Origin of the sequence: Limnohabitans sp. G3-2, assembly GCF_002778275.1 — a bacterium.
Taxonomy (GTDB): Bacteria; Pseudomonadota; Gammaproteobacteria; order Burkholderiales; family Burkholderiaceae_C; genus Limnohabitans_A.
Genome location: NZ_NESG01000005.1, coordinates 146,142 through 163,220, shown reverse-complemented (window position 1 = coordinate 163,220; position 17,079 = coordinate 146,142). Strand labels below are relative to the sequence as shown.

Sequence of the window (17,079 nt, the reverse complement as noted above, 5' to 3'; positions counted from 1 at the left end):
GAGCCGCTATCCAAGGAATTTGACCGGTTGGTACTGAGGCTCGGTGTGCTCGCACGCTTCGGCCTTGGCACAAGGCATGTGGCACAGATCCCGGTCGTTCACCGGACAAGCGCGGTTGAACGTGACCACGTGGTCCACTTCGGCCCGGATCCCGATCCATTCACCCAGCTTGTGATCATGGTGACTGGGCACATGGGCCATGAGTTGCTCGCCCGTGGCCAAGCGCAGGGTGTACAAAAACTCTGAACCTCGGAAGGCCTTGCGCACAATTTGCGCTTTCACTGGGGCGTCGTCGTCGTGCACGATGTCGTCCGCCCGCAGCAGCACGTCGCATTGCCCATCTTCGAACGCACAGGGCAGGGGGCATTCGGCCACATCGCGCAGCTCGCCCACGGGGGTGCTGACCCAAATATGCCCGTCCACCTCACGCAGGGTGGCGGGGGTGAAGACGCCGTGCCCGATGAAGTCGGCCACAAAACGGGTGGCCGGACGGTGGTACAGGCTGTAGGCATCGTCCCATTGGTGCAACTGGCCTTGGTTCATGACGCCGATCACGTCGCCAATGGCAAAGGCCTCCAATTGGTCGTGCGTGACCAGCAAGGCCGTGGCTTTGGCCGCCTTCAAGATGTTGCGCACTTCGTGGGCCAAGCGTTCGCGCAGGTCCACATCGAGGTTGGAAAACGGCTCGTCCAGCAGCAGCAGGTCGGGGCGCGGTGCCAGTGCGCGGGCCAACGCCACGCGTTGCTGTTGACCCCCTGACAGTTCATGCGCAAAGCGTCGGTCAGAACCTTCGAGCCCCACCAAAGTCAGCACCTCGGCCACGCGCTGTTGGCGCTCGGCTTTGGGCAGGTGCGCCAGACCAAACCCCACGTTGTGGCCCACGTCCATGTGTGGAAACAACGCGTAGTCCTGGAACACCATGCCAATGCGGCGGCGCTCGGCGGGCTCGGTGTGGTGGTTGTCGCTGACGACCCGGTCGGACAGCAAAATTTGCCCACCCGAGACCGGCTCGAGTCCGGCAACGGCGCGCAGCAAAGTGGTCTTGCCGCAACCCGACGGCCCAATCAAAACCCCAATGTCGCCAGCCCGCAAGCTCAGGTTCACACCCTGCACGGCGGGCGAGGTGCTGCCGGGGTATTGGATGTCCAGTTGGCGCAGTTCTAGAAACATGTTTGGGATTGTAGGCAGGTTGGCCCGCGCTCCTACAATCCCAGACTATGTTGTCCACCTTGGCCCGCCGTTTATCGGGTCTCCCCTCCTTGCTCTTGGCCCTGTTGGCATTGGCTTTGGCCTTGCCCGTTTTGGCCGTGCTGGGCTCGTGGCTGCAGTGGAATGGTGAGAGTGCCCACATTTTGCGAGAGATGGCCGCCACCGTGCTGCCCGATTACGCGCTGACCACGCTGGGCCTGTGCCTGATGGTGGCGGTGGGCGTGACGGTCTTGGGCCTGGCCACGGCGGCGCTGGTCACGCTGTTTGATTTTCCGGGGCGCGGCGTTTTTGAGTGGCTGCTGCTCTTGCCGCTGGCCATGCCGGCCTATGTGGTGGCCTATGCCTACACCGACTTCTTGCAGTTCAGCGGGCCGCTGCAGATGGCTTTGCGCGAAGCGCTGGGTTTGCAAGGCCGCTTGTGGCCCGATGTGCGCAGCGTGTGGGGCGCGGCGCTGGTGTTCACTTTGTCTCTTTACCCTTACGTATATTTGCTGGCCCGCACCGCTTTGGTGGAGAGGGCTTCGGGTTTGATGGAAGCGGCCCGCTTGCTGGGTGCCCCCTTGTCCCGACGCATCCGCGAAATTGCCTTGCCCCTGGCCCGCCCGGCCGTGGCTGCGGGGGTGGCGCTGGCGCTCATGGAAACCTTGGCCGACTTTGGCGTGTCCAGCTACTTCGGCATTCAGACCTTCACGGCGGGCATCTACAAGGCCTGGCTGTCCATGGACAACCGCATTGCCGCCGCGCAGCTGGCCACTTTGCTGCTCGCCGTGGTTTTGTTGTTGCTGCAGTTGGAGCAACGTGCCCAAAAGCGCATGCGCTTCAACCAAGGGCGCGGCTCGCGCCAGGGCTCGGCCGAGGCGCAGCCGTTCCAGCTGCAGGGCAGCCGCCGCTTTTTGGCGTGGACGGTGTGCAGCGTGCCCGTGCTGCTGGGCTTTGTGCTGCCGGTGCTCATCATGCTGCGGGCTTTTGTGGGCGAGACGAGCGACATGCCCTGGGAACGCTTTGGCCAATGGGCCTGGACCAGCTTGCGCTTGGGCGCGGTGACCGCTGTGCTGGCAGTGGGCGTGGCGCTGGCGCTGGCGTTCAGCGTGCGCACCCGGGCTGACCGCATCAGCCAGGGCGCCATTGAGTTGGTGGGCTTGGGTTATGCCATTCCCGGCGCGGTGGTGGTGGTCGGTTTGCTTTTGCCGGTGGGTTGGATCCAGCAAACCTGGCCCGCCTCGTCTGCGGGGGCCTGGATCACGGCCACTTCGCTGGGCTTGGTGTGGGCCTACTTGGTGCGGTTTTGTGCGGTGGCCCTGCAGTCGGTGCAAAGCGGCTATGCGCGCATACCGGGCAGTTTGGACGACTCAGCCCGGATGCTGGGCGTCACCGGCTGGGGCCTGATGCGACGGGTGCATGCGCCCTTGTTGCAGCGCAGCACCATCGCCGCCGCCTTGCTGGTGTTTGTGGACGTGATGAAAGAGCTGCCCGCCACCATGGTGCTGCGCCCCTTCAACAGCGACACACTGGCCGTGGTGGCCTACCAGCTGGCCCGCGACGAGCGCTTGGGCGAGGCCGCTTTGCCTTCGCTGGCGCTGGTGCTGGTGGGTTTGATCCCGGTGATTTTGCTCAGCCGGACTTTGCGACAAACGCCGCCCTGAGACCTGCGCCCTGAAACCTGCGCCCAGGCCCCGGGTCGGTCCCCTCAGGGTTGGCCGTCTTTGGGGCGCAGCAGCGTTTTCTCTTCCAAAATTTGCCGGATGATGGCCCGCGCATGTTCTTCGGTGATGCTGAATTCCCGGCGCAAATGCTCGATGGTGCGCCGTTCTTTGGGGTCCACTTGCCCATCTTTGAGCAGTTCCTCCACCTCGGTGGTGAACTCCAACTCGTGCGTGCGCACCCGGGTGGCAAAAGCCGAGGCCACGATGCCGGTGAGCAATGCCACGGTGAAGACGCCGGACAAGGCCGTGAAAGCGCCGATCACTTTGCCCCAGCTCGACACAGGCGTCACATCGCCATAGCCAACGGTGGTGATGGTGACGATGGACCACCACATGGCATCGGGGATGGTGCCCAATTTGTCGGGTTGCAAGGCGTGTTCGGCAAAGTACATCAGACACGAGGTGATGAGGATGGACAGCGCCAGCAGGTAAAGCGCCGAGATGAAAGCGTCTCTTTCGGCGTAAATGGAGGCCAGCAGGTCCTCCAGTGCGGTGGAGTAGTGCGACAACTTCAAGATGCGCATGATGCGGATAACACGCAAGAACCGCAGGTCCAAGCCTGGTAACAAAGCCTGAAGGAAAAAGGGCAAGATGGCCAGAAGATCAATCAAACCATGAAAGCTCAACACGTAGCGAAGGCGTCGGCCGTGGTCGCTGTGCAGAGCTGAGGTTCTTCTGTCTGCGGCTGTCCAGATTCTCAGAAGGTATTCCACACTGAAAAACACCATCGATATGGCATCGAAAATGGCCAAACTTTTCCCATACAGCGCTTCGATGGCGGGCACTGATTCCAGGATCACGGCCAGGACACTGGACAGTACCATCAGGGTCAGAACCCAAGAAAACACCCAAGCCGTTTTTTTGTCTTTGTGGCTCTGAAATTCAAGGATCAGAAACAGCCGATGTCTCAGTGGGTGATGTACGTTCATCCGCCCATCTTATTCAAGATTGACAAGGCCCTTTGACCTCGGCCTGGGCTTGAGGCAGAGGACGTGTCATCCCAGGGCCTCGTCCAGCAGTTGGGGCGTGTGCAAGCCCACACTGCTTAAGCGGGCTTAGGCCAATTAGTCCCGCGAATTCGGCCTGGGGCTCGGATGCAGTTGAAGGTGATTAGGCCCAGGCCGCGGATCAGTTCCGGGTGGTTGCTGAGCTCTTGCGTGCGCAGCAGGGTAGACGGACCGAAAAAGCCGATGGGTTGCTGGAACTCTGCGCTGACCTGTCGGCTGAGGGTGATGACCCTGGGCATGGCTCGCCGCTTATCTGTATTTGCACATAAGCAAAGAACAAATCAATGGTTTGAAACTGCGCCAAAATTGGCAACAATCACTGGGATGGATGCCTGCGAGGCTGCCGCGCAGCTGGCAGCCAATTTCGCATTGACCTGCCTCGTGGCTTTTTGCAGGACAATCGTGCGGCATTTTAGACATTCGAAGAAATGACACCATGGCCAAAACAGCAGCACCCGAAGACAACGTCCTGACCGAATCGGAAGAGGTTTTTGACAAAGCCGCGGAGTTGTTTCGCGTTATGTCGGCCCCCATGCGCTTGCGCATCATCAGTGCCCTGTGCAATGGTGAAAAGAACGTGGGTGAGTTGCTGGCCGAGATCGACACCACCCAGCCCAATATGTCGCAGCACCTGAACACCCTCTACCAAGCAGGCGTGCTGGGCAAGCGCCGAGAGGGCGTGCAAATTTTTTACCGAATCGTCAACGACCGCGTGGTCACCTTGTGCCGCTCGGTTTGCGTGCAAATTGCCAGCGAAAACGATTGAAAGATCGATGTCAGTTTCAGGCCGGGTTTTCACGGGCACGATTCAACCCTCGACGCGGCTAATATCCATACTTAAGGAGCAACGAATGAAGAAACACTTGTTATGGATGACTGGCCTGCTGGCCTGTACCCTGAGCTGGGCAGAGATCAAGGTGGTTTACCACTTGAGCGAGGGCATCCCCCAAGCATCACGGGCCATAGGCAACATCCGCAACCACCTGGCTGCTGACCCGACTGCCAAAATCGTGGTCGTGACCCACGGTTTGGGCATCGATTTCCTGCTTGACGGTGCCACCAATCAGATGGACCAGCCTTTTGCCGGCGGCGTCAGTGACCTGGTCAATAAGGGCGTGGAGTTCCGTGTGTGCAACAACACCCTGGTGTCGCGCAAAATCTCTGCCGACAAACTGCTGATGGAAGCCAAAGTGGTGCCCTCCGGTGTGGCCGAAGTGGCCAAGCTGCAGGCCAATGAAAGATTTGTGTATCTGCGCCCCTGATGGGCTTTGAGACATTCACAAGCCCCGACTTTTTTTTCGAGGAAAACCCATGAAGATTCAACACGCTTTGACAGCGGCCGCCTTGGTCGCCCTGTCCGGCCTGGCCCAAGCCCAGGTCGATCCGCTGCATGTGCGCAGCTGGGCCGCTTCGTGCGCTGCCTGCCACGGCACCAATGGCCATGCTCAGCCGGGCATGATTGCTTTGGCGGGTGTGCCCAAAGAGGTCACCATTCAAAAAATGATGGACTACAAAGCCGGTCGCGTGCCTGCAGCCACCATCATGCATCAGCTCGCCAAGGGCTATTCCGATGAGCAGATTGCTGCCATCGCTGGCTACTTTGCCGCCCAGAAGAAATAAGGAAGAACTGTCATGCAACGTCGTCATTTTCTGCAGACTGGCTCCGCTTTGGGTGCCATGGGACTGGTTTCGGGTTGCGCCACCGTGGGTGGTGGCAGCGGCCCCAAGGTGGTGGTGATTGGCGGTGGCTACTCCGGTGCCACGGCCGCCAAATACCTGCGCATGTGGTCAGAGCACAAAATCCAAGTCACTCTGGTCGAGCCCAGTGATGCTTTCATCTCCTGCCCTATGTCCAACCTGGTCATTGGCGGCAGCAAAACCATCACCGAAATCACCACGCCTTATGACAACCTGACCAAACGCCATGGCGTCAAGGTCATCAAGGACCGCGTCAACAGCATCGACGCCGACAAGCGCATCGTCAAGCTGGCCAGTGGTGCCGAGCTGAGCTATGACCGCCTGATCGTTTCGCCCGGCGTGGACTTCATGTGGGAAACTTTGCCCGGCATGAACAAGGCCGGCGCCAAAGACAAAGTCATGCACGCCTGGAAGGCGGGCGAACAAACCGTCACGCTGCGCAAGCAACTCGAAGCCATGCCCGATGGTGGCGTCTTCGCCATGTCCATCCCGCTGGCCCCTTACCGCTGCCCCCCCGGCCCTTACGAGCGTGCTTGCCAAGTGGCCGAGTACTTCACCAAGGCCAAGCCCAAGAGCAAGGTGCTGATCCTGGACGCCAACGACGACGTGACGTCCAAAGGCCCGCTGTTCAAAAAAGCCTGGGCCGAGCGCTACAAAGGCATCGTTGAGTACCGTGGCAAACACAATGTGACCGATGTTGATGCGGCCACCAACACCTTGAAGTTCGAGTTCAACGACGACATCAAAGCCGGCGTGCTCAACGTCATCCCCAGCATGCGTGCCGGTGACATCGCCGTCAACGCCGGTTTGGCCACGGCCAACAAGCGCTGGTGCGAAGTGGACTTCCTCACCTTCGAATCCAAAGCCGCCAAAAACGTGCACGTTTTGGGTGACGCCATCCAGATTGCGCCAGGCATGCCCAAGTCGGGCCACATGGCCAACCAGCATGGCAAAACCTGCGCTGCGGCCGTGGTGGCCTTGTTGATGGGCAAAGAGGTCAACCCCATGCCGATCTACAACAACACCTGCTACAGCTATGTCAGCAGCAAAGACGTGGTCCACGTTGCCAGCGTGCACAAGTACGACGCCGAGAAAAAAACCATGCTGACCGTGCCCGGCTCGGGCGGCGTGTCCAGCGCGGCCAATGAACTCGAAGGTGTGTACGCTTGGTCTTGGGCGCAAAACATCTGGGCCGACACACTGGCTTGATGCACCCCGAGCGTGGCTGTTGCCACGCTACAAAAAAACGCCGCAGTCCATGGGACTGGCGGCGTTTTTTTTATGCTCGGTGAGTGCGCGGTAGACCGCACTCAGAAAAAATTCAGATCTGCCAGCCCATGCTGCGGTGAATGCGCCAAGACAGGCCCGCACCCAGCCAAATGGCGATGAGGGTCAGCCAGGCCGTGAGCGAGAACACCGAGCCCCCAGTCATGCCCGCGCCCACGGTGCAGCCGCCTGCCAACACCGCACCAAAACCCATCAGAACTGCACCGGTGAGGTAGTGGCCCAGCTTGTTCTCAGTCTTGAAGCCCTCGAACTTGAAGTCACCACCGACCAGAGCGCCCAACAAAGAACCCGCAAAAGTGGCGGGCAGCAAACCGGCATCAAAGCCCAGGCTGGGCGATGTGGCGGTGGACAACACCCGCATCAACATCTCGGCCGATGCGCTGCTGAAGCTCAGGCCCTGAATCTGCACTGCTTCAAACGACTGCGAGGCGATGGCCTGCGTCAGGCCCCAGCCCATAGCAATGCTCAGGCCCACCACGATGGCCCCCAGCGCCAAGCCCCAGCGACGCTGGTGCGTCTTGAAGAAAAAGAAAACCCCTGTGCCCAAGGCCAGCCCCGACAACACCAGCCCACCCGTGGGGCCAAGGCCTGTGATGTGAAGCAAATCACGCCCGGGCCCGCCATCGATGACCCACCAGCCTGCCATGGCCTGGCGTGCAGGGGCCAGCCAACCCGCAATGCTGGCCTGCACCGTGACGGCAAAGACCAGGCCAGCCAGCAAGGCGCGTAAATTGCCATTGCCCGACAAAATCAGCAGGCGGCTGGCGCAGCCGCGCGTCAAAATCATGCCCGCACCAAACAACAATCCGCCCAGAACCGCGCCAGACACACTGCCTACCCCGGAGATGTAGCGCGAGTTGGCAGGCTGCAGCCCGCCCGCCCAAACCAGCGCCTGTACGCCCACCAGTGCCGCCCCAAAAGCCAGCCACCACACGCTGAAGCGGTCACCCGTTTGGCCCTCGCAGCACTCCACCACGGCTGCCCGCGCACAAAACCGACTGCGCTGAGCCGCCAGGCCAAAGATGAAGCCCACCAATGCACCCGCCATGGCCAGTACATTCGAGTCTCCCCAGGTTTCGAGCAAGCTTGCGAGATTCATGGATTTCTCCAATAATTCATTGGGTTCTTATATTCAACGTGCGGCACTGGCGATGCGTCAGGCCGCTGCACAAAACCCGCTATTGTCCACTGTCTGCAATTCATGGATTCCAACCCGTCTCTATTTTCTTTGTCTGCTTTGCGCCGTCGCGACTGGCTTTTACGGGTGGGGGTATCTCTTGCGGTCACTCCCGTTTGGGCACAATCGGGCCGTGCGGCCACCTTGCCCGCAGCCCAATCATTGCCCGACGAACTGTCCCGTGCTCTGAAAAACAAGCAGCCCCTGATCGTCATGGTCAGCTTGGACGGTTGCGTGTTTTGCCGACAAGCCAGGCAGAGTCACCTCTCTCCCATGGCGCTTGCCGGCACTGCGATCGTGCAGGTGGACATGCGCAACAACCAGCCTGTGCTCGACTTTGCGGGCAAGCTCACCACGCACGATGAACTGACCCGGCGGTGGAAAGTCTCCATCACGCCCACACTGCTGTTTTTTGGTTCCGGCGGCAAAGAAGTGGCTGATCGCATGGAGGGTGCCTACCTGCCCGATTTTTACGGTCCCTATCTTGAAGAGCGCATGGCACAAGGACGCAAGGCCCTGTAAATACAATGACCGCGTCAGCTGGCGGCATTGTCCACATGCTAGATTCAAAACATGATCCCCATCAAGATTGACTCAGCCTGGAAAGGCACCTCAGACTGCCGCAGCTGCGGTATCCGCGACATGGTGCTGTTTGCCGACTTGAACGAACAGGACTTTGGCGAGATTCATACCCCCATCGACGACATGGTGTTCGCGCCCGACACGGCGCTGTACACCGAAGGTCAAACCGCCGTGGGCGTGTTCACCTTGCGCAAAGGCATGGTCAAACTGGTGCGGGCCACTGCCGACGGCCGCGAACGCATCGTGCGCGTGCTGCGCCCGGGCGACGTGATCGGGCTCGAAGCCCTGGCCACCGCCCGCTATGACAGCGAAGCCATCGCCTTGGTCGAAGCCCAGGTCTGCCGCATTCCCTTGTCGGTCTTGCACCATTTGTCGTCCAACTCGCCACGCCTGCACAAGCGCCTGATGCAAAAGTGGCAACAGGCCCTGAAAGACGCCGACGATTGGCTGGCTGATTTGAACTTCGGATCAGCCCGCCAACGCGTGGCCGCCTTGGCCCTGAAGATGCGTGACCCCGACCAACCAGACTTCACGTCGTTGTTTGCGCGCGACGACATGGGCGCCATGCTCGACATCCAACTCGAAACCGTCAGCCGCGAAATCAGCAGCCTGGTGCGCGACGGTGCCTTAAAGCCCTTTGACAAACAGGGCCGGCGTTATGAAATTACCAATGAAGCTTTGTTGATACGCTAGGGTCTGAACATCGCAAGCTGCATGCAAAATGTGATTCATTCTCTTGGAACCCTGGTGGTGTTCCGGCCATTTTTGCCTCAAACAGGCTTACGTGCCGTCAGACCCAACAGGCCCGACATGCCCTGGTGGCCTGTGCCCTCGGTGATCTCAGCCTCATAGGTGCGCAGGTCGAGGATGTCCAGTGCGCCGAAGGCATTCAGCATCAGGGCTTCGTCGTACAGGTGCGCCAGTTTGCCGGGGCCGCCCGTGTTGAAGTCCAGTTGGCGCGGCGTGTAGCCCTGAACGATCAGGGTGCCCCCGGGCTTGAGGCTGCTCAGCATGCGCGCAAACAGGGCGCCGCGCTCTTCGGGTGTGGCGAACTGAAAAAAGATGCCCACCACGTTGTCGTAATGCGCAGGCCGCCAATCAAACGACTGCCAATCGCTGCAGACAAAATTCACGGCCACTTGTCGGCTTTGCGCCAAAGCACGGGCTTTGCGGATGGCGTTGTCCGAAAAATCAAAGGCATCGACCTGCAGGCCTTGCTGGGCCAGCCACACGCCGTTGCGGCCCTCGCCATCGGCCACGGCCAGGGCATTCCCAGGCGAGAGGTGCGCCGCTTGTGATTGCAAATAGGCGTTGGGCGCTTGGCCAAACACATAGTGCTCGGCGGCAAAGCGTTGGTTCCACGTCTGTTGGGGGTTATGAAAAGAGCTCATGGGGGAAATGCTTTCAATGCGCTGAGAAGGCTCGGATCTTTATACGCGCCGTGCCAGCACAACTGCTGCGGCAGAACCTGAGCTGACCACCTTGCACCACCAGCGTAACAGCCAAGGCGAATCGTGCCCTGCTAGGGCGGCGGCTTCGTCTCGGTGGTGCTGTTCGTCGACCTGGCAGCGTGCCAGCAAAGGCAGCAGGCCTGCGGGGCCGCCGTGCTGTCGCAGGTGGTCAATTTGCTGTTGGTAATGCACATCCACAAAGGTCTCGACGGCGGCGATGGTGCCGTAAACGGCACGTCGGCCGAACAGCGCGGGCAGCGCTCCGGTCAGCCAACCCGCCATGCGCCAGGGCAGCAGCAAACGACTTCTGCGCTCAGCGGGTAGCCAGTCCTCAATCAGGCGCAAATGTTCGGTTTCGGTGTCCCCATGCTGGCGGGCAAAGGCCAGCAACTCGACATCTTGTCGCCAGTGGGCCACTGCCGTGATGCCTTTGTAAATGTAGACAGCCCCGGACTCGCCCGCGTGATCGGAGCGCAGTTCGCGGACCATGTGTTCCGATAGGCTGCTTGTAGGATGTTCAGGAGGTGCAGATTTTTTCACGGCACAGAGGGGATGGCGATCGTGTTTCGGTTCGAATGCGCATCGTATAGGTCAAATTTCCCCCTGAGCTGCCGAGGCCCTCTGCCATGGTTGATGCCTTGTCGAGCCGCGATCTGAATGTTGCATTGATTGCGAGTAGTTTGACGCTTGGGCCGCTGCAAGCAAATCGGTGGTCAAGGTCGAGCAGTCTGTTTTTGACTGAGTCCTATGGCCGCGTTTTGGGGATGGCTTTCCGTCTTTATGCAGCGGGTCCTCAGTAAAATCCTTGAGGCTAAAGTTGAGCAGCTTTGCGTAAAGCTGTCTTGATTTCGGTTAAATTAGCGATTAATTATATTTAAAACCCCTCACACGGAGCTCTCATGAAACTGATTTTTGCTGCTGCTGTTGCTGTCTCTGCCCTGATGTCAGCACCCGCCTTTGCCAACATGGACATGGCCAAGAAAAACGCTTGTATGGCCTGCCACGCTGTGGACAAGAAACTGGTGGGTCCTTCTTACCAAGACGTGGCTAAGAAATATGCCGGTCAAAAAGACGCAGCAGCCAATTTGGCCAAAAGCATCAAAGCCGGTGGTTCGGGCAAGTGGGGCCCTGTGCCCATGCCCGCCCAAGCCGCTTTGAGTGAAGCCGATGCATTGACCTTGGCCACTTGGATTTTGGCCGGTGCCAAATAAATCCAAGTCTGGTCAGGCTTGATGCCAACAGCATGATTTAGAAAGCTCGATGGATACTCGTGGCTTTTTTTGCCGCTCTAGGGTCTACCCTTGAGCGGCTTTTTTGATGGGAGACTTGAATGAACACCCGAAACAAGATTGCGCTCGTCTGTGTCAGTTTCTTTTGTGCAACTTTTGCCCATTCGCAGCCGGTCATCTACAAAGATGCGGACTACAAATTGGGTGAAAAATTGATTGCCGAAAGCAAGTGCGTGGCCTGCCATGTCTCCAAGGTCGGTGGCAATGGCAGTGCCATTTACAAACCGCAGGGCCGGATCAACAACGCTTCCTTGTTGCGCGGCATGGTGGAGCAATGCAACACCGAATTGAACTTGGGCATGTTTCCGGAGGATGTGACCTCGGTCGCGGCAGTGCTCAACCGCGACCATTACAAGTTCAAGTGAGGCATTAACAAATGGCTTTGGCCCCAAGATCACGCCAAAACGGACTGCCTGCCACGTTGCAGCATTGACCGCAAACCTCCACATGATCTTTTTGCTGCGGGGCATTGGGTTCGGCTGCGGTCTACACCCCGACAGGCAATGGATGTCGGATCAGGGTTTGTCCTGATCGGGAAAGACGCTCGGTGTAATCCCTGATTCAGATTCTCTGTTTAACCTATATATTCGCATATCCGAATATACGAACTTAATCGTGAAGCAAGCTTGAACAGCGAAAAGATGGGGTGCTAGGCAAGGGGTCTGGATGAAGATGGGATCGCCAATCAAACAGCCGTGGTGGTGTGCGGTGAGCACGCAGGTCGTCATTGAATCTGCCGTGAATTGACAATTCGAAACAAGGAGTTTGTGTGAAAGAAGACAACATCAACTCAGGAAGGGTGCAAAAAGCGCCAGAAAATTTCCTGATGCCAAGTGGCATCAAGGCAGTTTTTTCCGAAGGCAAAGAAGGGCGTCGCGATTTCATTCGCAATGCCTTTGCAGCTGCTGCTGCGGGCGTTGCTGCGCCTATGGCCATGGCCCAGGGCAACCCGGTGCCTGTTGAAGGCGGGGACCCCAATATCCTGAACCTGCCTGAGCACGCGACGGGTCTGGGTCAGGGGGTGGCCGTTGAAGGTTATGGCAAGCCCTCCAAGTTCGAGGCGAACTTGCAGCGCCGCCAAAGCCCCGGTCTGACACAAACCACGCAAGCCTCGGTGTCGTTTGCGCCCCTGCAGTCCTTGTTTGGCATCGTCACGCCCAGCGGTTTGCACTTCGAGCGCCACCACCAGGGGTGGTGGGACATCGATCCATCCAAGCACCGTTTCATGATCAACGGCATGGTCAAAAAGAACATGGTGTTCACCATGGACGAGATCATGCGTTTGCCATCCGTGTCCCGCTTCCACTTCATCGAGTGCGGTGCCAACACGGCTGTCGATTGGGGTAACGTGGCGGTTCCCACGGTGCAGTACACCCACGGCATGTTGTCTTGCAGCGAGTTCACGGGCGTCCCTTTGATCACCTTGCTGGAATTGGCGGGTGCTGACCTCAAAAACGGCAAGTTCGTTTTGGCCGAAGGCGGCGACGGTTCGTCCATGACCCGCACCATCCCCATGAGCCTGATCACCTCGGGCGAGGTCATCGTGGCCTATGGACAGAACGGTGAAATGTTGCGCCCCGAAAACGGCTACCCCCTGCGATTGGTGGTGCCAGGCGTGCAAGGTGTGAGCTGGGTCAAGTACCTGCGCCGCATCGAAGTGGGCGACAAGCCCTACGCCGCCAAAGACGAGGCCATTCACTACATCGATTTGCAACCCAGTGGGCTGCACCGCCAGTACACCAATATCCAAGAAGTCAAGAGTGTGGTCACCACGCCTTCGGGTGGTCAGGTCTTGTTGGACAAAGGCTTTTACAACATCACGGGCCTGGCTTGGTCGGGCAAAGGCAAGATCAAACGTGTGGATGTATCCACCGATGGCGGACGCAATTGGCGTCAGGCGCGCCTGGAGACGCCGGTTTTGTCAAAGGCTCTGAGCCGTTTTAACCTCGATTGGGTGTGGGACGGCAAGCCCGCCATCATCCAAAGCCGTGCGCAAGATGAAACAGGCCATGTGCAGCCTACATACCAACAGTTGCGTACCGTGCGTGGTACGCGCTCCATTTATCACAACAACGCCATCCAGTCGTGGTTGGTGCAGGAGAACGGTGAGGTGAAAAATGTCCAAGTTTCGTAATGCCGTTGTGACCCTGGGTTGGTTGGCCATGGCAGGATTGGCCGCTGCACAAAGTCAACTGTTTCCGGGTGTGGGCCGCGAAGCCACACCCAAAGAAGTTGCCAAGTGGGACATAGACGTGCGCCCTGACTTCAAGGGACTGCCTGCCGGTTCGGGCTCGGTGGCAAAAGGCCAAGATGTGTGGGAATCTAAGTGCGCCCACTGCCACGGTGTGTTTGGTGAGTCCAACGAGGTGTTCAGTCCGCTGATTGGGGGGACCACTGCCGAAGACATCAAAAATGGGCGCGTGGCCAATTTGAAGCGTGCCGATTACCCCGGGCGCACCACCATCATGAAGGTGTCCACTGTTTCCACTTTGTGGGACTACATCAACCGTGCGATGCCTTGGACCAACCCCAAAACGCTGAGCACGGAAGAGGTGTATGCCGTGACCGCCTTCATGCTGAACTTGGCCAACATCGTGCCGGACAACTTTGTGTTGTCTGACAAAAACATCGCAGAAGTCCAAGCGCGCATGCCCAACCGCAATGGCATGACCACCGCTCATGCGATGTGGCCCGGCAATGAATTCGGTGGTGTTAAAAAACCCGACATAGCCAACAAGATTTGCATGAAGGACTGCACGCCGGATGCCAAAGTGGCATCATTGCTGCCCGACTTTGCGCGCAATGCCCACGGTAATTTGCTAGAGCAAAACCGCATCGTGGGTCAACAGCATGGCGTTGATACGACCAAGCCAGAAACCAAAGCTGGCATCGCTGTCGTACCAGCAGCCCCTGTGGTTGTGGTCAAGCCTGAGAACAACGAAGCCAAAGCTGCTATCGCACTCTTAAACAAACACAGCTGCACAGCTTGCCACGGTGTGGACAAGAAGATTGTGGGCCCTGGCTTCAATGAAATTGCCAAAAAGCAAGCCGGTAAAACCGACTATTTGGTAGGCAAAATCAAAGCTGGTGGTGTGGGCGTTTATGGTCAAATCCCTATGCCCGCTCAGGCGCTGCCAGATGCTGACGCCAAGCAAATTGCTGAATGGATTTCCAAGGGGGCCAGCAAGTGAAACGGGGTATAACCGTCGCACTTCTGAACCTGTTTCAATAGCATCACTCAATCATCAAGGAGATATCAGATGCAAAACCGTCGCGAGACACTCAAGCAAAGCGCTGTTGTGGCGGGCCTCTTGGCCACTGCGGGTTTCCCACAGTTCGCCCATGCTGCCTTCAACAAAACCGCATTTGACGCCAAGTCGGTGCAAGACGCTGCCAAGGCCGCTGGTGCGACCAGTTTGGCCGAGAGCAAAGACGTGACCATCATCGGTCCGGACATCGCTGAAAACGGCGCTGTGGTGCCATTGGGTGCCAGCACATCATTGCCCGGTGTCAAGCAGTTGCTGATCATGGTCGAAAAGAACCCATCCGCTTTGGTGGCCATGTTCCATGTGACCCCTGCCGTCGACGCCAACTTCTCGACCCGCGCCAAGATGGGCCAGTCCTCGGATGTCTATGCTGTGGCCATCATGAACGACGGCAAAGCTTTGTGGGCCAAGAAAGAAGTCAAGGTCACTTTGGGCGGTTGTGGCGGCTAAGCCCCTGAGTAAATCCCTCATACATTGATTCACTGAAAGATTTAGGAGAGAAAAATGGCAGATCCAATGCGCATCCGTGCCCAGGCCTCTGGTGACAAAGCAACTGTTCGTGTGCTCATGAGCCACGAAATGGAAACCGGTCAACGCAAAGACGCTTCCGGCAAAACCGTGCCCGCCTGGTTCATCCAGGAGGTGACAGCCAAACTCAACGGCAAAGACGTGTTCTCCGCTGAGTGGGGCCCCGCCGTGTCGAAAAACCCCTTCCTTCAATTCTCTGTCAAAGGCGCCAAAGCCGGCGACAAGATTGCGGTGACCTGGAAAGACAACAAGGGCGAAACCCGTACCGACGAAGCCACCGTTTCTTGATCACGCGGTGAAAAAGAAAAGGATGGGGCCAGTACTTCACCCTTTTCGCATTTGAAAAATACAAACAGAGGTGACAATGAACAAAGCATCAACTTTGGCCATGGCGGTGGCACTGGCCATGGGCACATTGCCCGCGCTGGCCCAAAAAACCGCCAGTCAGGGCATTGACGAATACCGTGCCATGCTGCAAGACGGCAACCCCGCTGAGCTGTTTGAAGCCAAGGGCGAAGACCTCTGGAAAAAAGCACGCGGCCCTAAAAACGTCAGCCTCGAAAAATGCGATCTGGGCAAAGGACCGGGCGTGATCAAAGGTGTGTTTGTGGAATTGCCCAAGTACTTCGCAGACACCCAGCGCATGCAGGACCTGGAGTCCCGTTTGGTCACCTGCATGGAAACCCTGCAAGGTTTCAATGCCGCTGAAATCTCCAAGACCCCGTTTGGTCGTGGTGAAATGGCCAACGTCACGGCCTTGGCCACTTGGATCGCCGCAGAGTCCAAGGGCATGAAGTTCAACTTGTCGCAATCGCACGCGCAAGAGAAAACGTTTTACGAAGTGGGCAAACGCCTGTTCTTCCAGCGAGGTGGTACGCACGACTTTTCGTGTGCCTCCTGCCACGGCGAAGAAGGCAAACGCATCCGTTTGCAAGACTTGCCTATCCTGACCAAGAACCCGGGTGATGGCGTAGGCTTTGCTGCTTGGCCCGCCTACCGCGTCTCCAACGGTCAGATGTGGAGCATGCAACTGCGCCTGAACGACTGCTACCGCCAGCAGCGTTTCCCCTATCCAGGTTTCGCCAGCGATGCCACCATCGCCTTGTCGACCTATCTGGGTGTGAACGCCAAGGGTGCTGCTTCGATTGCCCCGGCCATCAAGCGCTGATCTGAACAGGAGACCCTCATGAACAAAAAGACCCAACTCGTTTTGGCCAGCTTGTCTGCCGCTTTGGTGGCTGCAGGCTGCGCCTCTGGTCCTTCTGTGGCCGAACTCAATGCCTTGACGGACAAAATTGTCAAGGCTTCCTTCCGCGATGAAAGCCATGTGAAAGTGGAACGCATCACCGCCACCGACGAAACCAACATCGCTTGCAGTGAGGCCGACGTGGCGGGCAAGCCACTGGACGAGAAGATCGCCAAGCGCATCGAAGAAGCCAACCTCAAAGCCATCAAGTGGCCATCCGACGGCAAGTTCATCGGTGACTGGAAGCAAGGCGAAGCCATTGCTCAAAGCGGACGCGGCCTGACATGGACCGATTCGGCCACGGGCGTGAATGGTGGCAACTGTTACAACTGCCACCAGATGGACAAGAAAGAAATCTCTTACGGCACCATTGGTCCTAGCCTCTATAACTACGGCAAGATTCGCGGCGTGTCCAACCCCGACGATCCGGCCAGCAAGGCCATTGTGGAATACACCTGGGGCAAGATCTGGAACGCCAAGGCCTACAACGCCTGCTCCAACATGCCTCGCGCAGGTCACATGGGCATCCTGAACGAAACGCAAGTTCGCCACATCGTGGGCTTGTTACTCGACCCCAAGTCGCCCGTTAACCAATAAGCCTATGAAAACCCGGCTGGTCCGGGTTTTTTAGCTCCG

The 17,079-nt window shown here is 58.3% G+C and carries 20 protein-coding genes; 15 read left to right on the top strand and 5 right to left on the bottom strand.

Annotation, left to right across the window (positions count from 1 at the left end; genetic code table 11):
- Positions 1-6 precede the first annotated feature (6 nt).
- A complete protein-coding gene (locus tag B9Z31_RS09315; protein ID WP_100119289.1) occupies positions 7-1,170 on the bottom strand; it encodes an ABC transporter ATP-binding protein in 1,164 nt (387 codons plus the stop codon).
- 47 nt (positions 1,171-1,217) lie between these two features.
- Between B9Z31_RS09315 and B9Z31_RS09310 the strand changes: the two genes are divergently transcribed.
- Entirely contained in the window at positions 1,218-2,852 is a 1,635-nt protein-coding gene (locus B9Z31_RS09310) for an iron ABC transporter permease (RefSeq protein WP_100119288.1), read from the top strand.
- Between the two features lie 44 nt (positions 2,853-2,896).
- Here the strand turns inward: B9Z31_RS09310 and B9Z31_RS09305 are convergent, their stop codons facing one another.
- Complete coding sequence (locus B9Z31_RS09305; RefSeq protein ID WP_100119287.1) at positions 2,897-3,841, bottom strand: ion transporter; 945 nt, start codon at positions 3,839-3,841, stop codon at positions 2,897-2,899.
- Between the two features lie 514 nt (positions 3,842-4,355).
- On the opposite strand from B9Z31_RS09305, the gene B9Z31_RS09295 reads away from it, so the two are divergent.
- The 4 genes from B9Z31_RS09295 to B9Z31_RS09280 all read left to right on the top strand — a co-directional run bounded on the left by B9Z31_RS09295 (position 4,356) and on the right by B9Z31_RS09280 (position 6,826).
- The gene (locus B9Z31_RS09295; RefSeq protein ID WP_100119285.1) at positions 4,356-4,685 is read left to right on the top strand and encodes a metalloregulator ArsR/SmtB family transcription factor; all 330 of its coding nucleotides are present in this window, start codon (positions 4,356-4,358) and stop codon (positions 4,683-4,685) included.
- Positions 4,686-4,770: 85 nt separating this feature from the next.
- The gene (locus B9Z31_RS09290) at positions 4,771-5,181 is read left to right on the top strand and encodes a DsrE family protein (RefSeq protein ID WP_100119284.1); all 411 of its coding nucleotides are present in this window, start codon (positions 4,771-4,773) and stop codon (positions 5,179-5,181) included.
- A 49-nt stretch (positions 5,182-5,230) separates the two neighbouring features.
- The gene (locus B9Z31_RS09285; RefSeq protein WP_100119283.1) at positions 5,231-5,539 is read left to right on the top strand and encodes a c-type cytochrome; all 309 of its coding nucleotides are present in this window, start codon (positions 5,231-5,233) and stop codon (positions 5,537-5,539) included.
- A gap of 12 nt (positions 5,540-5,551) precedes the next feature.
- Positions 5,552-6,826 (top strand): FCSD flavin-binding domain-containing protein, encoded by a 1,275-nt coding sequence (locus tag B9Z31_RS09280; RefSeq protein WP_100119282.1) that lies wholly within the window; start codon positions 5,552-5,554, stop codon positions 6,824-6,826.
- A gap of 112 nt (positions 6,827-6,938) precedes the next feature.
- Here the strand turns inward: B9Z31_RS09280 and B9Z31_RS09275 are convergent, their stop codons facing one another.
- Positions 6,939-8,003: a YeeE/YedE family protein gene (locus B9Z31_RS09275; protein WP_233200871.1), complete on the bottom strand. Its 1,065-nt coding sequence runs from the start codon at positions 8,001-8,003 to the stop codon at positions 6,939-6,941.
- A gap of 129 nt (positions 8,004-8,132) precedes the next feature.
- Here B9Z31_RS09275 and B9Z31_RS09270 point away from each other — a divergent pair, with 129 nt between their 5' ends.
- A complete protein-coding gene (locus tag B9Z31_RS09270; RefSeq protein WP_233200870.1) occupies positions 8,133-8,603 on the top strand; it encodes a thioredoxin fold domain-containing protein in 471 nt (156 codons plus the stop codon).
- Positions 8,604-8,654: 51 nt separating this feature from the next.
- The gene (locus B9Z31_RS09265; protein ID WP_100119279.1) at positions 8,655-9,356 is read left to right on the top strand and encodes a Crp/Fnr family transcriptional regulator; all 702 of its coding nucleotides are present in this window, start codon (positions 8,655-8,657) and stop codon (positions 9,354-9,356) included.
- A gap of 77 nt (positions 9,357-9,433) precedes the next feature.
- Here the strand turns inward: B9Z31_RS09265 and B9Z31_RS09260 are convergent, their stop codons facing one another.
- Both B9Z31_RS09260 and B9Z31_RS09255 read right to left on the bottom strand, forming a co-directional pair.
- Positions 9,434-10,054, bottom strand: coding sequence for a bifunctional 2-polyprenyl-6-hydroxyphenol methylase/3-demethylubiquinol 3-O-methyltransferase UbiG (locus B9Z31_RS09260; protein WP_100119278.1), 621 nt, complete (start codon positions 10,052-10,054; stop codon positions 9,434-9,436).
- Positions 10,055-10,093: 39 nt separating this feature from the next.
- Positions 10,094-10,603: a demethoxyubiquinone hydroxylase family protein gene (locus B9Z31_RS09255; RefSeq protein WP_100119277.1), complete on the bottom strand. Its 510-nt coding sequence runs from the start codon at positions 10,601-10,603 to the stop codon at positions 10,094-10,096.
- A gap of 410 nt (positions 10,604-11,013) precedes the next feature.
- Here B9Z31_RS09255 and B9Z31_RS09250 point away from each other — a divergent pair, with 410 nt between their 5' ends.
- The 8 genes from B9Z31_RS09250 (at position 11,014) to soxX (ending at position 17,040) form a co-directional block, all read left to right on the top strand.
- The gene (locus B9Z31_RS09250) at positions 11,014-11,325 is read left to right on the top strand and encodes a c-type cytochrome (protein WP_100119276.1); all 312 of its coding nucleotides are present in this window, start codon (positions 11,014-11,016) and stop codon (positions 11,323-11,325) included.
- Positions 11,326-11,444: 119 nt separating this feature from the next.
- The gene (locus tag B9Z31_RS09245; RefSeq protein WP_100119275.1) at positions 11,445-11,768 is read left to right on the top strand and encodes a hypothetical protein; all 324 of its coding nucleotides are present in this window, start codon (positions 11,445-11,447) and stop codon (positions 11,766-11,768) included.
- Positions 11,769-12,229: 461 nt separating this feature from the next.
- Positions 12,230-13,537 (top strand): sulfite dehydrogenase, encoded by a 1,308-nt coding sequence (gene soxC, locus B9Z31_RS09240; RefSeq protein ID WP_100119476.1) that lies wholly within the window; start codon positions 12,230-12,232, stop codon positions 13,535-13,537.
- Positions 13,521-14,594: a c-type cytochrome gene (locus tag B9Z31_RS09235; RefSeq protein WP_100119274.1), complete on the top strand. Its 1,074-nt coding sequence runs from the start codon at positions 13,521-13,523 to the stop codon at positions 14,592-14,594. The genes soxC and B9Z31_RS09235 overlap by 17 nt, the downstream gene beginning before the upstream one ends.
- A 69-nt stretch (positions 14,595-14,663) precedes the next feature.
- Positions 14,664-15,119, top strand: a complete 456-nt coding sequence (gene soxY / locus B9Z31_RS09230; RefSeq protein WP_100119273.1) for a thiosulfate oxidation carrier protein SoxY — start codon at positions 14,664-14,666, stop codon at positions 15,117-15,119.
- Positions 15,120-15,173: 54 nt separating this feature from the next.
- Positions 15,174-15,485 carry a thiosulfate oxidation carrier complex protein SoxZ gene (gene soxZ, locus B9Z31_RS09225; protein WP_199174470.1) on the top strand — a complete coding sequence of 104 codons (312 nt, stop codon included), beginning with the start codon at positions 15,174-15,176 and terminating at the stop codon, positions 15,483-15,485.
- Positions 15,486-15,561: 76 nt separating this feature from the next.
- On the top strand, positions 15,562-16,365 hold the full coding sequence (soxA, locus tag B9Z31_RS09220) for a sulfur oxidation c-type cytochrome SoxA (RefSeq protein WP_100119271.1): 804 nt from the start codon (positions 15,562-15,564) through the stop codon (positions 16,363-16,365).
- 18 nt (positions 16,366-16,383) lie between these two features.
- The gene (gene soxX / locus B9Z31_RS09215) at positions 16,384-17,040 is read left to right on the top strand and encodes a sulfur oxidation c-type cytochrome SoxX (RefSeq protein ID WP_100119270.1); all 657 of its coding nucleotides are present in this window, start codon (positions 16,384-16,386) and stop codon (positions 17,038-17,040) included.
- Positions 17,041-17,079: the final 39 nt, after the last annotated feature.

What these genes read in the sequence shown, in the direction of transcription:
- B9Z31_RS09315 (WP_100119289.1), bottom strand. Translation starts at nt 1,170, where the DNA reads ATGTTTCTAGAACTGCGCCAACTGGACATCCAATACCCCGGCAGCACC.
- B9Z31_RS09310 (WP_100119288.1), top strand. Translation starts at nt 1,218, where the DNA reads ATGTTGTCCACCTTGGCCCGCCGTTTATCGGGTCTCCCCTCCTTGCTC.
- B9Z31_RS09305 (WP_100119287.1), bottom strand. Translation starts at nt 3,841, where the DNA reads ATGAACGTACATCACCCACTGAGACATCGGCTGTTTCTGATCCTTGAA.
- B9Z31_RS09295 (WP_100119285.1), top strand. Translation starts at nt 4,356, where the DNA reads ATGGCCAAAACAGCAGCACCCGAAGACAACGTCCTGACCGAATCGGAA.
- B9Z31_RS09290 (WP_100119284.1), top strand. Translation starts at nt 4,771, where the DNA reads ATGAAGAAACACTTGTTATGGATGACTGGCCTGCTGGCCTGTACCCTG.
- B9Z31_RS09285 (WP_100119283.1), top strand. Translation starts at nt 5,231, where the DNA reads ATGAAGATTCAACACGCTTTGACAGCGGCCGCCTTGGTCGCCCTGTCC.
- B9Z31_RS09280 (WP_100119282.1), top strand. Translation starts at nt 5,552, where the DNA reads ATGCAACGTCGTCATTTTCTGCAGACTGGCTCCGCTTTGGGTGCCATG.
- B9Z31_RS09275 (WP_233200871.1), bottom strand. Translation starts at nt 8,003, where the DNA reads ATGAATCTCGCAAGCTTGCTCGAAACCTGGGGAGACTCGAATGTACTG.
- B9Z31_RS09265 (WP_100119279.1), top strand. Translation starts at nt 8,655, where the DNA reads ATGATCCCCATCAAGATTGACTCAGCCTGGAAAGGCACCTCAGACTGC.
- B9Z31_RS09260 (WP_100119278.1), bottom strand. Translation starts at nt 10,054, where the DNA reads ATGAGCTCTTTTCATAACCCCCAACAGACGTGGAACCAACGCTTTGCC.
- B9Z31_RS09255 (WP_100119277.1), bottom strand. Translation starts at nt 10,603, where the DNA reads ATGGTCCGCGAACTGCGCTCCGATCACGCGGGCGAGTCCGGGGCTGTC.
- B9Z31_RS09250 (WP_100119276.1), top strand. Translation starts at nt 11,014, where the DNA reads ATGAAACTGATTTTTGCTGCTGCTGTTGCTGTCTCTGCCCTGATGTCA.
- B9Z31_RS09245 (WP_100119275.1), top strand. Translation starts at nt 11,445, where the DNA reads ATGAACACCCGAAACAAGATTGCGCTCGTCTGTGTCAGTTTCTTTTGT.
- soxC (WP_100119476.1), top strand. Translation starts at nt 12,230, where the DNA reads ATGCCAAGTGGCATCAAGGCAGTTTTTTCCGAAGGCAAAGAAGGGCGT.
- B9Z31_RS09235 (WP_100119274.1), top strand. Translation starts at nt 13,521, where the DNA reads ATGTCCAAGTTTCGTAATGCCGTTGTGACCCTGGGTTGGTTGGCCATG.
- soxY (WP_100119273.1), top strand. Translation starts at nt 14,664, where the DNA reads ATGCAAAACCGTCGCGAGACACTCAAGCAAAGCGCTGTTGTGGCGGGC.
- soxZ (WP_199174470.1), top strand. Translation starts at nt 15,174, where the DNA reads ATGGCAGATCCAATGCGCATCCGTGCCCAGGCCTCTGGTGACAAAGCA.
- soxA (WP_100119271.1), top strand. Translation starts at nt 15,562, where the DNA reads ATGAACAAAGCATCAACTTTGGCCATGGCGGTGGCACTGGCCATGGGC.
- soxX (WP_100119270.1), top strand. Translation starts at nt 16,384, where the DNA reads ATGAACAAAAAGACCCAACTCGTTTTGGCCAGCTTGTCTGCCGCTTTG.